Raw genomic sequence first — 13,151 nt, forward strand, 5'->3', positions numbered from 1 at the left:
GCCGGAACGGATGCGGAACCGAGTTGTCTCAAAGGGACGAACCGCCTAGACCAGCCGCCAACCGAATTTACGAGGGCGAGATCATGCTGCGCGACGACATCAACACCGCGGTCAAGGAGGCGATGAAGGCCAAGGACGAGCGCAAGCTGTCCACCCTTCGCATGGTCAACTCGACCTTGAAGAACGCCGACATCGCCGCCCGCGGCGAGGGCAAGCCGCCGCTCACCGACGCCGACGTCCTCGCGGTGCTGCAGAAGATGATCAAGCAGCGCCAGGAATCCGTCGAATTGTACGAAAAGGGCGGCCGCGCCGAACTCGCCGCCGGCGAGCGCGAGGAGATCGCGGTGATCTCCGCCTACCTGCCGAAGCAGATGAGCGACGACGAGGTAAAGTCGGCGATTTCGGCCGCCGTGACCGAGACCGGCGCCGCCGGCATGAAGGATATGGGCAAGGTGATCGCGGTGCTGAAAGCCAAGTACACCGGCCAGATGGATTTTGCGAAAGCCAGCGCGCTGGTGAAGGCCGCGCTGTCGGGCTAACGACTGCTGAATAGTCAACAGTAGCAACCGCAGCCGCGGTGCGCTCCCTCTCCCCGTTCTTCACGGGAAGAGGGGCGGGGTGAGGGGCAGCCGCACGGGAGGTGCGCGCCGATAGACCTGTACCCCCTCACCCGGATTGCATCTGACGATGCAATCCGACCTCTCCCCGCCCTAGCGAAGCTCCGCTTCGCCCTGGCGGGGAGAGGTAAGAGACCGGGCCGTTGCTCGGCAAACAACCGAGAGGGAAACACCTCCGTCATGCTTCAGGAAACGTCCGACTACGACCAGCTGTATCGCGACTTCCGCTGGGACATCCCGGCGCAATTCAACATTGCTGTCGCGACCTGCGATCTCCACGCCGACGGCTCCGGCCGGCTCGCCCTGATCGTCGTCGAGGAGGATGGCGCCGCCCGACGCGTATCCTTCGACGAGCTGCGCGACTATTCCTGCCGCTTCGCCAACGTGCTCAAGGCCGATGGCCTGGCACAGGGCGATCGCGTCGCGGTGTTCCTGTCGCAATCCCTGGAGCTGCCGATCGTCCATCTCGCCGCCTTCCGCGCCGGCCTGGTCTCGGTGCCGCTGTTCACGCTGTTCGGCGAGGATGCGCTGCAATTCCGCCTGCAGAATTCCGGCGCCAAGGTCGTGGTCACCGACATGACGGGCCTCGCCAAGCTCGCCCGCATTCGCGATCAATTGCCGGAGCTGAAGACGATCTACGTCACCGACGGCGACGGCAGCGGCGCCCGGCCGTTCTGGCCGACGCTGGAGCGCGCCTCCGATCGCTTTCCGACCGTCGCCACCTCGAGCGACGATCCCGCCATCATCATCTACACCTCCGGCACGACCGGAAATCCCAAGGGCGCGCTGCACGCGCATCGCGTGCTGCTCGGCCATCTGCCGAATGTCGAGATGGTGCACGGCTTCCTGCCGAAGCCCGGCGACGTGATGTGGACGCCGGCGGACTGGGCCTGGATCGGCGGCCTGTTCGATGCGCTGTTTCCGGCCTGGTACCATGCCGTGCCGGTGGTCGGCTATCGGGCCAGGAAGTTCGTGCCGCAGGCGGCGATGCAGCTGATGGCGGACTATCACATCCGCAACGTCTTCCTGCCGCCGACTGCGCTCAAGCTGATGCGTCAGGCCAACGTCAAGCACGACGGCGTCAAGTTGCGCAGCATCCTCACCGGCGGCGAGTCGCTCGGCGCCGAGCTGCTCGACTGGGTGCGCGGGACCTTCGGCATCGATGCGCACGAGATCTACGGCCAGACCGAATGCAATCTCGTCGTCGGCAACAATGCCAAGCTGTTTCCGATCCGGCCGGGCTCGATGGGCAAGGCCACCCCAGGCTTCGAGGTGCTGATCGTCAACGACAAGGGCGAGGGGCTGCCACGCGGCGAGCGAGGCATCATCGGCGTGCGCCAGCCCAATCCCTGCACCATGATCGAATATTGGCGCAATCCCGAGGCGACGCGGAAGAAGTTCGCGTCTGACGTGCTGCTGACCGGCGATCTCGGCACCCAGGATGAGGACGGCTATTTCTGGTATGCGAGCCGCGAGGACGACGTCATCACCTCCGCCGGCTACCGCATCGGCCCCGCGGAGATCGAGGATACCTTGCTCAAGCATCCCGCGGTGGCGCTCGCCGCGGTCGTCGGCATTCCCGATCCCTTGCGCACAGAGGCCGTGAAAGCCTGGATCGTGCTGCGGCCGGGCTTCGTTGCGAATGACACGCTATCGCGAGAGATCCAGGACTTCGTCAAGGTGAAGCTCGCGGCGCATGAATACCCCAGGCATGTGGAGTTCACGGACACCCTGCCGATGACGGCGACGGGCAAGGTGCTGCGGCGGGAATTGAGGGCGCGGGGGTAAACTCGCCTTCGTTTGACGCAGGATCGTGCAGCTTGCGTATCTGGCCCCGCCAGGGCGAAGCGAAGCTTCGCTGAGCAGGGAGAGGTCGGATGCATCGTTAGATGCAATCCGGGAGGAGGCTCTCCGCACTGTCGGTGCGCGTGGCTGCCCCTCACCCCAACCCTCTCCCCGTAAGAACGGGGAGAGGGAGCCTAGCGCCCGTGCGGCAACGGGCTCACCTCATTGGAAGTAGATCAAGCATGCGTTGTCGTATTCTGCCTACAAGTTGAAATTGAAATCTCCGCCCTCCCGCTGTTAGCATCGTCCCAACAAAAACATGCAGGAGGGACCGCCGATGACCGCATCCGTTTCGGGACGATCTGATCCCGTGGTGCGCCGCATCACCACGGCCGACATTGCCGAGGCCTTGACGCAAGGCTTGCGGGATTTCCAGGCCGCGCCGCTGTTCGGCCTGGCCTTCGGCCTGATCTACGTGCTCGGCGGCGTCAGCATCGTGCTGTGCGTGACCGCCTTCGGGATGGTCTATCTGGCCTATCCGCTGGCCGCAGGCTTCGCGCTGATCGGGCCGTTCGTCGCCATCGGCCTCTACGAGGTCAGCCGCCGCCGCGAGCTCGGCCAGCCGATCTCCTACGGCGCGGTCTGGCGGACGATCACCTCGCGCGCCGAGATCGCCTGGATGGCCTTCGTCACCGTGTTCTTCTTCGTCATCTGGATGTACCAGATCAGGCTGCTGATCGCGCTGCTGCTCGGGCTCAACGCCTCGTTCTCCAGCTTCAAGGAATTCATGACGGTGGTTCTCACGACCAATGAGGGCCTGCTGTTTCTCGCGATCGGCAATCTCGACGGTGCCGCATTGTCGCTGGTGCTGTTCTCACTGACCGTCGTGTCGTTTCCGCTGCTGCTGGATCGTGATGTCGATTTCGTCACCGCGATGATCACCAGCGTGCGCGCCGTCGTGAACAGCCCGGGACCGATGATCGGCTGGGCCGCGGTCATCACCGTGCTGCTGATCGTCTCGGCGCTGCCGTACTTTCTCGGCCTGCTTGTGACTGTGCCGGTGCTGGGCCATGCGACCTGGCATCTCTATCGCCGGATCGTTGCGCCTGCCTGAGGGAACAGCAGGTCGGGACGAAGGTTGCATGGCCGACGAACGCGCCGCCGCGTATGCTTGGTGCAATGCGCGGCGGGCCGTCAGATGTCCGACCAGCGCCATCACCGGGGATGGATGATGCCAGACAACATCGCCTTGTTCGCTACCATCATCCTGCTGCTGCCGATGTTCTATCTGCTGCTGGCGGCGCCGGCCTTCCTGCTGGTGCGGCTCGACATCGTGCCGGTGACGCGGCTGCTGCGCGGCATGTTCGATTCCTACTTCGTGGCGCTCGCGATCGCCGGCGGCATCGGCACGCTGGCGGTTCTGGCCGATGGCCGTCCGCTCCTCGCCCTTGGCATTGCTTCCATCGCCGGCTTCGCGCTGCTGTCGCGCCGCTGGTTTCTGCAGCGGATGGATGCGCGCATCAGCGATCGCGATCGTGGCGATGCGACAGCCGTGCGCCGGTTGCGCTGGCTGCATTGGGGCGGCATGCTCAGCAACGCCATCCAGGTCGGTGGCGTGCTGGCGTACATCCCGCAGATCGCGGCGGTGTCGTAGACCGCTGCGGCGCTCAAGGCATTCCGATGCCGAGCGCCTTCATCGCCGACAGCATGCGCGCGGGCGGCGCCATCTTGATCGCGAGCGGCTGGCCGGTTTCGAGCAGGCTCTTGAGGCTCGACAGGATCGCAGGCCAGCCCTGGCGTCCGCCGGACAGGATGTCGTCGGACAGCGGCCGCTCATGCGCTTCGGTCATGGTGAGACGCACGGCATCGCCGGCCGGCTCGATCTCGTAGGTGACCAGCGTGCGGCCGAGCGCCGCGACGAGACCGGGCCAGTTGACGTCCCAGGTGATGGTCAGCCGTTGCGGCGGCTCGCAGACGACCACCTCGCCGTTGATGTGCTCGGAGCCATCGGGCGCGCGTACGATGAAGGCGCCGCCGGCGCGCAAATCCGCCTCGACGGCGAAGCCGAAGAAATATTGCCGGCTGAACTCGGCCGAGGTCAGTGCCTGCCAGACTTTCTCCGGCGTTGCCGCAATGTAGATCGTGTAGACGGTCTCCGGCTTGAACCTGGAGATGTCCACTGCGCGTCCCGGCTCAGTCATCGCTGTCCTCCAATCGCTTCTTCAAATCGCCGAGCGCTGTCAGCTTGGCGCGCTCGAATTTCCTGATCCAGCGTTCGCCGATCTGGTGGATCGGCACCGGATTGAGAAAGTGCAGCTTCTCGCGGCCATGCCTGCGCGTCGTCACCAGATTGGCCGCTTCGAGGATCGCAAGATGCTTGGTCACGGCCTGCCGCGTCATCGCGAGGCCGTCGCAGAGTTCAGTCAGGGTCTGGCCGTTGCGCGCATGAAGCCGGTCGAGCAGCGCCCGCCGCGATGCATCCGCCAGCGCCTTGAAGACCTCGTCCATGGGACAGATGATAGGCAACCAAATGGTTGCTTGTCAATCGAATGCAGCGCGTCATTGTTTGTGCCGAGATCATGCGGCTCGCTCGCTGCACCTCTCCCCGCCCTTTGCGGGGAGAGGTCGGATTGCATAGCAATCCGGGGGCACGGCACATACGCGGCCCGGACTGCAGGTCCATCGGACGGGCGGTGCGCATGCGCCTGAATGCGAAACGCGCTGGGATGTGTTCGTCGCGAGCCGAGGGGCGCTGTCGACGCAGATAGGTGGCACCGCCCGTGCCGAGCCTCTCACCCCGACCCTCTCCCCGTGAAGAACGGGGAGAGGGAGCGCACCGTTGCTGCCGCAGAGCTCGACTCTCTAACGCGAGCTGTACGTCGTCGTGTCGTTGCGAGTCCGATCAACCAAGGCTTCCATCGGCCGCCTTGTCATGCATTAGTCGTGGCGTCACCCGCATCGAGGCGCCCCATGTCCCTGCAAGTCTATCTCGCCTTCATCGCCGCCTGCGTCGCACTGGCGCTGCTGCCTGGTCCGGTCGTCACGCTGCTGATCGCCAACGGTCTGCGCCATGGAACCCGCGCTGCGCTGATCAACATCGCCGGCGTGCAGACCGGGCTCGCGATCGCGATCGGCGTCGTCGCGATGGGGCTCACCACGCTGATGGCCACCATGGGCTACTGGTTCGAATGGGTGCGCCTGATCGGCGCGGCCTATCTGGTGTGGCTCGGCATCCAGCTCATCCGCTCGCCGGTCGAAGGCATCGCCGAAGGCGAGGCGCCGCCCCCGCCGCCGCGCGGCGGCTTCTTTCTGCAGGGGCTCGTGGTGCTGCTGTCAAACCCGAAGGTGATGGTGTTCTTCGGCGCCTTCCTGCCGCAGTTCATGGACATGAGCCGGGATCACGTGCCGCAGGTCGCGCTGCTCGGCGTCACCTTCATGGTGGTCGCGGGCCTGACCGACGCCGTCTACGCGTTGCTCGCCGGCCGCGCGCGGAAAATGTTCTCGAAGAGGCGCACCCGCCTGGTGTCGCGCATCTCCGGCGGCTTCATGATCGGCGGCGGCCTGTGGCTGGCGCTGACGCGGGCGCGGTGAGGCGGCGCAGCACGCGCTAGACGCTGATCGTGCCCTTCACCACCTGGGCGACGCCTCCGCCGACCCAGATCGTCTCGCCGTCCTGCGCGACATGAACGCGGCCGGCGCGGCCCAGCACCGTCCCTTGCGACGCGACATATTGCGTCGGAGCAATTCCGGCGCCGATCAGCCATTGCGCCAGACTTGCATTGAGGCTGCCCGTCACGGGGTCCTCGACCCCGCTCCAGGTGAAGGCGCGGACTTCGTAGTGCGCGTCGCGTCCGTCCTTCGCGGAATCCCACGGCGCGACCACGCCGACCGGCTGCTGCGAGAGGGCAAGCGTGTTGAACTTGATGTTGAGCAGATCCTGGCGGGAGTCCATCAGCACGCCGATCCAGCCCGGGCCGTTGTCGATCCACTGCACGGCGCGCATCGCGCTCGTGGGGATGCCGAGTGCGGCCGCGATCCTGCTCGTGAGTTCGGCATCGACCGCGCCGGAGCGCTTGAGCGGCGGCGCCGCGAAGGCAAGCCGTTCGCCGTCGCGCTTGATGCGCACCAGACCCGCGCCGCATTCCTGCACGACGTGCTCGCCCTTCGGCCGGCCGCCGAGCGCGAGCCAGACATGCGCGGAGCCGAGCGTCGGGTGGCCTGCAAAAGGCAGCTCGCGCTGCGGCGTGAAGATGCGCACACGGTAATCAGCGCCTGGATTCTGGGCGCGCGAGAGAAAGGTCGTTTCGGACAGATTGGTCCAATTGGCGATCGCCTGCATCGCCGCATCGTCGAGGCCGTCGGCCTCGGCGATCACGGCAAGCGGGTTGCCCTTGAACGGGACTGCGGAGAACACGTCGACTTGCTGGAATGGAAGCGTCGGCATCACGGTGTTCTCCTCAAGGTCGTCGTCAGTCGCGCCAGAACGGCTTGTTGGCTTCGTCGTGAACGACAGTCGGATCAAGTCCGCAGTCGCGCATCTGCTCGGCGTCGAGCATCGCGAGCTCGGAGCGCCAGAACAGACGCTGCAGCCACAGCTGAGGGACCTGGAGCAAATTGCTCTTTCCGTGAGCAACTTGCGGAGTTGCCCAACGCTGCGCCAGGGAATATGCCATGAGTCACCTATTGGTCTTCGATTGCGTTGTTCGAAGAGCAATCGCGCAGTACATATCTCGGTGCAATCGAAACATTGCTCTCGGTGCAATATAGCATGAATGCTTCGTATACGACCCTGGTGGACGACATCGCCGAGGACATCGCGCAGGGCCGGCTGAAGGCCGGCGACCGGCTTCCGCCGCAGCGCCAGTTCGCCTATGAGCGGGGAATTGCCGCATCCACGGCAGCCCGCGTCTATGCCGAATTATTGCGCAGGGGTCTCGTCGTCGGCGAAGTCGGCCGCGGTACCTTCGTCGCCGGTGAGCCGGTGCCGGTGCCGGCCTCGTTGCGGCTCGAGCCGTTCGACGGCCGCATCGATCTCGAGTTCAATTTCCCGACACTGCCCGATCAGGCGGCACTGATCGCCAAGTCGCTTGCCGCCTGGCAGCGGCCGGAGAAGCTCGCGCCGGTGCTGGCGCCGATCACCCAGCGACGGCTGATCGAGGCCGGGCGCACCGCCGCGGCCTTCTTCGCCGGGGAGCGCTGGCGGCCCCGCGCGGAGAATTTCGTGTTCGCCGGCAGCGGCCGGCAGTCGCTGGCGGCGGCGATTTCCGCGTTGGTGCCGGTCGGCGGCCGGCTCGGCGTCGAGGCCGTGACCTATCCGATGATCAAGGGCATCGCGGCGCGGCTCGGCGTCACCCTGGTGCCGCTGGCGATGGACACTGAGGGCGTTCGCCCGGACGCGTTGACCAAGGCGCACCGCACGAGCGCGCTCAATGCAATCTACATCCAGCCGGTCATGCAGAATCCGCTCGGATTGACCATGAGCGAAGCGCGGCGGGAAGAGATCGTCAGGCTCGTGCGCAAGCACGATCTGATGATCATCGAGGATCTCGTCTACGGATTCCTGAGCGACCAGGTCTCGCTCGCCGCGCAGGCCGAGGAGCGCGTCATCGTGGTCGACAGCCTCGCCAAGCGGCTCGCGCCGGGCATCGCCGTCGGCTTCCTCTATGTCCCGTCGCATCTGCGCGAGAAATTCGCCGCGACCGTTCGTACCGGCGCGTGGTCGGTGACCTCGCTCGCGTTGGCTGCCGGCATGGGGCTGCTCGCGGACGGTACCGCCGCCGAGATCACCCGGCGCAAGCGCGCCGACGCCGTGGTCCGCCAGGCGATCGTCGCCGAATGCCTCGCCGGCCATCGCATCGACGCCGATCCGCGCTCCTACCACGTCTGGCTGCATCTGCCGGAAGGCTGGCGCGCCGAGGCGCTGACGGCCGCCGCGGCGCGCGCGGGGATTGCGATCACGCCGGCGAGCGCGTTTGCGGTGGCGCATGGTCACTCACCGAATGCTGTCAGGCTGGCGCTGGGGCTGCCCAACCATGATGATCTCAGGACGGCGCTATGGCGGCTTGCCGGCCTGCTGTCGCATCACGACGCCTCCGACATGACGGAGTAAGGCGCTGTTGCCGTCTCCCACTCGCGTCATTCCGGGGCAAGGCCGCAGGCCTTGAACCCGGAATCTCGAGATTGTCGATCGCTCCTGCCGACGACCTCGAGATTCCGGGCTCAATCGCCAACGCGCAGCGGCTGGGCGGCTTCGCATTGGCGATTGCGCCGGAATGACGTCGCGCGGAAGAAGCGGGGCTAGAGCTCAGAACAGCGACTACGCCAGCCCCTTGCCGCGCAGTCCGGCCTCGATCTCGCCGAGGATGCGGATCAGCCGCTCGGCCCACAGCTTTTGCCCCTCGGGCTCCGCGATTTCGTTCTGCCGGATCTCGATGCCGGATGTAATGAGCCCGCGGCCTTCGCCATGGACGGGGATGGTGTAGTCGGTGTTGTCGCCGACTGCATAAGGCTGGTTGTCGCCGACGACGAGATCAGGCTCGGCGCGCAGCGCCTTCAGCAGCAGCGGCGGCAAAATCTTGTCGTGCTGATACAGCGTGCCGATGTGCCATGGCCGGGCAATGCCGGCATAGACCGGTGTGAAGCTGTGCAGCGAGACCAGGATGGTCGGCCGCCCCGCCTCCTTGCGCGCATCGAGCACGGCGGTGATGCGGTCGTGATAGGGATCGAAGATCGCGCGCCGGCGCAACTCGGCCTCCTCATGGGTGAGGCCTTCATTGCCGGGAATCGTCGTGCGCTCGCTGATCATCGGAATCGAGTTCGGTGCGCCCGGCGAACGGTTGCAGTCGATCACCAGCCTTGAATAGCGCTGCGCCACCAGATGCGCGTCGAGCGCGCGCGACACCTGCTCGGCCACGCCGGCGATGCCGATGTCCCAGGCGATGTGCCGCTCCAGCTCGCTTTCATCCAGGCCGAGATCGCCAAGCGCGCGCGGCAGCAGCCGGCCGTAATGATCGCAGGTGAAGACGAAGGCCGATGCGCCATCGGCGTTCTGCTCATGGACCGGCGGAACTTCGCTGGCCTGAAGGAGTCGTGTTGGATCGGTCACGCGCAGGGCTCGGTTGTGATCAGTTCGTTGCTCATTCAGGCGGCATGACGAACTACGATTGAGCAGAGGTCAATCTGGATTGGATCGTCGAAACCCGCGATGATGATTCGAAGACGATGCCGGTCTCGGCCGTCGACCACAAGGCCTGATATCGCCGAGCCTGTGCACAGGCGGAGGAGGGGACGGATGCAGATCAAGGTCGGGTTCGAGATCGCCTATGCAGCGCCGGCGGCGACGCCGATGGTGATCATGCTGTCGATCCATCCCTCGCGCCGCCAGGACATCATCGGCGCCGAGACCATTATCACCGAGCCGGCCGTGCCGATCAGCTTCTATCACGACAGCTTCGGCAACATCTGCGGCCGCCTGGTGGCGCCGAGCGGCGGAGTCACCTTCCATGGCAGCGCGATCGTACGCGACAGCGGATTGCCCGACGCCGTCGAGCCGACGGCGCAGCAGCTGCCGATCGACCAGCTGCCGGATGATCTGCTGCTGTATCTGATGCCGAGCCGCTATTGCGAGACCGACAAGCTGACCGATATCGCATGGTCGCTGTTCGGCAGCGCGCCTGCCGGCTGGGCGCGGGTGCAGGCGATCTGCGACTTCGTCCATGGGCATGTCAGCTTCGGCTATGAGCACGCCCATCACATGAAGTCGGCCCACGACGTCTATCAGTCGCGCACCGGCGTCTGCCGCGACTTCGCGCATCTGGCGCTGACCTTGTGCCGCTGCATGGGCATCCCCGCGCGCTACTGCACCGGCTACATGGGCGACATCGGCATTCCGCCGGAGCCCTATCCGATGGATTTTTCCGGCTGGTTTCAGGTCTATCTCTCCGGTGAATGGTACACCTTCGATGCCCGGCACAACGTGCCGCGCATGGGCCGCATCCTGATGGCGACAGGCCGCGATGCCGCCGACGTCGCGCTGTCGACCTCGTTCGGCCGGATGACGCTGACCAAATTCCACGTGGTCAGCGACGAGATCCTGCCCGCCCGCGGCGCGGCGTAAGCTGGCCTTGCCGCGCCGGGGCGGCTATGCAGGGCCATGAGCTCCGACACGCCCTCCGATCTTCTGTTCGTCTACGGCACCCTGATGCGCGGCTTCGACCATCCGATGGCAAGGCTGCTGTCGGCCCATGCCGATTTCGTGGCCGAGGCCAGCTGCCGCGGCCGGCTGTACCGCATCCAGCATTATCCCGGCCTCGTGCTCTCGGACGATGCTGCCGATGTCGTGCATGGTGAGCTGTTCCGGCTGCACCAGCCCGAGCCGATGCTGCGCGAGTTCGACATGTACGAGGCCTGCGGCGAGGGCTTTGCGCAGCCGACCGAATATCTGCGTCGGCGCCTGAACGTCACGCTCGCCGACGGCTCGGCCCGCGAGGCCTGGACCTACGTCTACAACTGGCCGGTCGACGAGGCCGCCCGCATCGCCTCGGGCCGCTTCCTGGCGCCTTGAGCCCGTCTCTCCCCGCCCGTCATTTCCAGGCTCGCCCTGCGGGCGCCCCGGAATGACGTGCGAGAGAGAGGCCTGTGAATAGCCCGGACAAGGCCGAGGAAGTTCACATTTCGTACACGGCTGCCTATATGCGTAAGTCCACCAGCACAGGACGATCACCCCGCCTATGGCCCGCTTCACGCCGGAATTCCTCGATGAGCTGCGCGCCCGGCTTCCGGTCTCGGATGTCGTCGGCAAGCGCGTGAAGCTCAAGAAGGCGGGACGCGAGTGGAAGGGGCTGTCGCCGTTCCAGCAGGAGAAGACACCGTCCTTCTACGTCAACGACCAGAAGGGTTTTTATCACGACTTCTCCTCCGGCAAGCACGGCAACATCTTCGACTTCGTGATGGAGACCGAGGGCTGCTCGTTCCCTGAGGCCGTCGAGCGGCTGGCGGGGATTGCCGGCCTGGCGCTGCCGGCGGTGACGCCGGATGCGGCGCGGCAGGAGCGGCAGCGCAAGACGCTGTATGACGTGATGGAGCTGGCGGCGAAGTTCTTCGCCGACACCTTGGCCTCGCGGCACGGCGCCCGCGCCCGCGGCTATCTCGCCGATCGCGCGATCCTGCCGCAAACGCAGCTACAGTTCCGCATCGGCTATGCCTCGCAGGAACGGTTCGGCCTGAAGGAATATCTCGGCGCCCAGGGCGTGCCGGTGAACGACATGGTGGAGGCCGGGCTGCTGGTGGCCGGCGACGACATCCCGGTGCCGTACGACCGCTTCCGCGACCGCGTGATGTTCCCGATCACCGATGTCCGTAACCGGGTGATCGCCTTCGGCGGCCGCGCGCTGCAGAAGGACGTGCCGGCGAAATATCTGAACTCCCCGGAGACGCCGCTCTTCCACAAGGGCGACAACCTCTACAATCTGCCGGCCGCCCGCCAGGCCGCGCACAATGGCGCGCCGATGATCGTGGTCGAGGGCTATGTCGACGTCATCGCGCTGGTCGCAGCCGGCTTTGCCGGCGCCGTGGCGCCGCTCGGCACCGCGCTGACCGAGAGCCAGCTCGCGCTGATCTGGAAAATGGTCGACGAGCCGATCCTCTGCTTCGACGGCGACCGTGCCGGCCAGAAGGCGGCGTACCGGGCCGCGGACCTCGCGTTGCCGCATCTCAAGCCGGGCAAGAGCCTGCGCTTCGCATTGCTGCCGGAGGGGCAGGACCCCGATGATCTCGTTCGCAGCGGCGGCCGCGGCGCGGTCGAGGAGGTGCTCAAGGTCGCCAAGCCGCTCGCCGAGGTGATCTGGTCGCGCGAGATCGAGGGCGGCAGTTTCACCACCCCGGAACGCCGCGCCGCGCTGGAGGCGCGGATCGGCCAGCTCACCGGCGGCATCGCCGACGAAGTGGTACGTCGATACTACAAGCAGGACCTCAGCGACCGGCTGTACCGGGCGTTTGCGCCCGATGGCGGCCGGGGTTTCGGCCGCGGCTTCGGTGCCGAATCAGGACGCCGGTTTGCTCCTCGCGGTCCCGGTTCCGGACAACAGGGACGGTTATCCACAGGGGGCGGCCGCCGCGGCGGTCCGCCGTCCACAGGCCCCGCGATGGCCCGCGGCCCCTACATGGCGGCGAGCCCGCAGCTCGCCATGAGCCCGATCATGCGCGGCCAGCGCTCGGCGATCTCGCGCCGCGAGGCGCTGATCCTGCAATGCCTGATCAACCACCCCTGGATCCTGCACGACCACCTTGAGGAGGTCGCGGCGCTCGAGCTCGCCCATCCCGAGGCGCACAAGCTGCGCGCCGCGATCATCGCCGCCTTCGCCCACGACCACCACCATTCGCCGGATCCGGACGAGCAGGCCGAGAAGATGCGCGCCGATCTGGAGAAGGCGGGCTTTTCCGAGCTTCTTCAAAGGGTTGAGCGAGCGATCACGACCGCGGCCGTGTGGGCGGCGAAGTCCGGCGCCGCGCGCGATGACGTTCTTGCGACTTGGCACCAGCTCGTCGCCTTGCATCGGCAATGGCACTCCTTACTTAGGGAATTGAAGGATGCCGAGCTTGCCTTGGGCGAGGAGCCGAGCGAGCCGAACATGGGCTGGTTGAGGGACGTGAAGGCCAGGATGGCCGAGATGGACGGCACCGAAGCGCTGATCGAAGGCTTCGGGGAACTGTCCGGGCGTACCAACCGAAACGTGTAGAATTGGGGCCCGG

14 protein-coding genes are annotated in these 13,151 nt (G+C 66.1%); 9 read left to right on the forward strand and 5 right to left on the reverse strand.

Annotated features, from left to right (window positions below; translation table 11 throughout):
• The first annotated feature begins 83 nt into the window (after positions 1–83).
• From NLR35_RS22395 to NLR35_RS22410, 4 genes are all read left to right on the forward strand, one after another.
• Positions 84–539 (forward strand): GatB/YqeY domain-containing protein, encoded by a 456-nt coding sequence (locus NLR35_RS22395; RefSeq protein ID WP_257168702.1) that lies wholly within the window; start codon positions 84–86, stop codon positions 537–539.
• Between the two features lie 258 nt (positions 540–797).
• A complete protein-coding gene (locus NLR35_RS22400) occupies positions 798–2,405 on the forward strand; it encodes an acyl-CoA synthetase (protein ID WP_257168703.1) in 1,608 nt (535 codons plus the stop codon).
• Between the two features lie 334 nt (positions 2,406–2,739).
• Positions 2,740–3,516: a DUF2189 domain-containing protein gene (locus NLR35_RS22405; RefSeq protein WP_257168704.1), complete on the forward strand. Its 777-nt coding sequence runs from the start codon at positions 2,740–2,742 to the stop codon at positions 3,514–3,516.
• A gap of 117 nt (positions 3,517–3,633) precedes the next feature.
• The gene (locus tag NLR35_RS22410) at positions 3,634–4,056 is read left to right on the forward strand and encodes a hypothetical protein (protein WP_257168705.1); all 423 of its coding nucleotides are present in this window, start codon (positions 3,634–3,636) and stop codon (positions 4,054–4,056) included.
• 13 nt (positions 4,057–4,069) lie between these two features.
• Here the strand turns inward: NLR35_RS22410 and NLR35_RS22415 are convergent, their stop codons facing one another.
• Together NLR35_RS22415 and NLR35_RS22420 are read right to left on the reverse strand one after the other, a co-directional pair.
• A complete protein-coding gene (locus NLR35_RS22415) occupies positions 4,070–4,603 on the reverse strand; it encodes an SRPBCC family protein (protein WP_257168706.1) in 534 nt (177 codons plus the stop codon).
• Complete coding sequence (locus tag NLR35_RS22420; RefSeq protein ID WP_257168707.1) at positions 4,596–4,910, reverse strand: helix-turn-helix transcriptional regulator; 315 nt, start codon at positions 4,908–4,910, stop codon at positions 4,596–4,598. The genes NLR35_RS22415 and NLR35_RS22420 overlap by 8 nt, the downstream gene beginning before the upstream one ends.
• 462 nt (positions 4,911–5,372) lie before the next feature.
• On the opposite strand from NLR35_RS22420, the gene NLR35_RS22425 reads away from it, so the two are divergent.
• The gene (locus NLR35_RS22425; RefSeq protein ID WP_257168708.1) at positions 5,373–5,993 is read left to right on the forward strand and encodes a LysE family translocator; all 621 of its coding nucleotides are present in this window, start codon (positions 5,373–5,375) and stop codon (positions 5,991–5,993) included.
• A 16-nt stretch (positions 5,994–6,009) separates the two neighbouring features.
• Here NLR35_RS22425 and NLR35_RS22430 read toward each other — a convergent pair whose 3' ends face one another.
• A complete protein-coding gene (locus NLR35_RS22430; RefSeq protein WP_257168709.1) occupies positions 6,010–6,846 on the reverse strand; it encodes a PhzF family phenazine biosynthesis protein in 837 nt (278 codons plus the stop codon).
• A 25-nt stretch (positions 6,847–6,871) separates the two neighbouring features.
• Complete coding sequence (locus NLR35_RS22435) at positions 6,872–7,015, reverse strand: hypothetical protein (RefSeq protein ID WP_006613609.1); 144 nt, start codon at positions 7,013–7,015, stop codon at positions 6,872–6,874.
• Positions 7,016–7,101: 86 nt separating this feature from the next.
• Between NLR35_RS22435 and NLR35_RS22440 the strand changes: the two genes are divergently transcribed.
• Positions 7,102–8,511, forward strand: a complete 1,410-nt coding sequence (locus tag NLR35_RS22440) for a PLP-dependent aminotransferase family protein (RefSeq protein ID WP_257168710.1) — start codon at positions 7,102–7,104, stop codon at positions 8,509–8,511.
• A gap of 207 nt (positions 8,512–8,718) precedes the next feature.
• Here the strand turns inward: NLR35_RS22440 and NLR35_RS22445 are convergent, their stop codons facing one another.
• Positions 8,719–9,507, reverse strand: a complete 789-nt coding sequence (locus NLR35_RS22445) for an N-formylglutamate amidohydrolase (RefSeq protein WP_257168711.1) — start codon at positions 9,505–9,507, stop codon at positions 8,719–8,721.
• 186 nt (positions 9,508–9,693) lie between these two features.
• Between NLR35_RS22445 and NLR35_RS22450 the strand changes: the two genes are divergently transcribed.
• From NLR35_RS22450 to dnaG, 3 genes are all read left to right on the forward strand, one after another.
• Positions 9,694–10,518, forward strand: coding sequence for a transglutaminase family protein (locus NLR35_RS22450; protein ID WP_257168712.1), 825 nt, complete (start codon positions 9,694–9,696; stop codon positions 10,516–10,518).
• A 36-nt stretch (positions 10,519–10,554) separates the two neighbouring features.
• On the forward strand, positions 10,555–10,965 hold the full coding sequence (locus NLR35_RS22455) for a gamma-glutamylcyclotransferase (RefSeq protein ID WP_257168713.1): 411 nt from the start codon (positions 10,555–10,557) through the stop codon (positions 10,963–10,965).
• A gap of 166 nt (positions 10,966–11,131) precedes the next feature.
• The gene (gene dnaG / locus NLR35_RS22460) at positions 11,132–13,138 is read left to right on the forward strand and encodes a DNA primase (RefSeq protein ID WP_257168714.1); all 2,007 of its coding nucleotides are present in this window, start codon (positions 11,132–11,134) and stop codon (positions 13,136–13,138) included.
• Positions 13,139–13,151 lie beyond the last annotated feature (13 nt).

Origin of the sequence: Bradyrhizobium sp. SRS-191, from assembly GCF_024586915.1 — a bacterium.
Classification (GTDB): domain Bacteria; phylum Pseudomonadota; class Alphaproteobacteria; order Rhizobiales; family Xanthobacteraceae; genus Bradyrhizobium.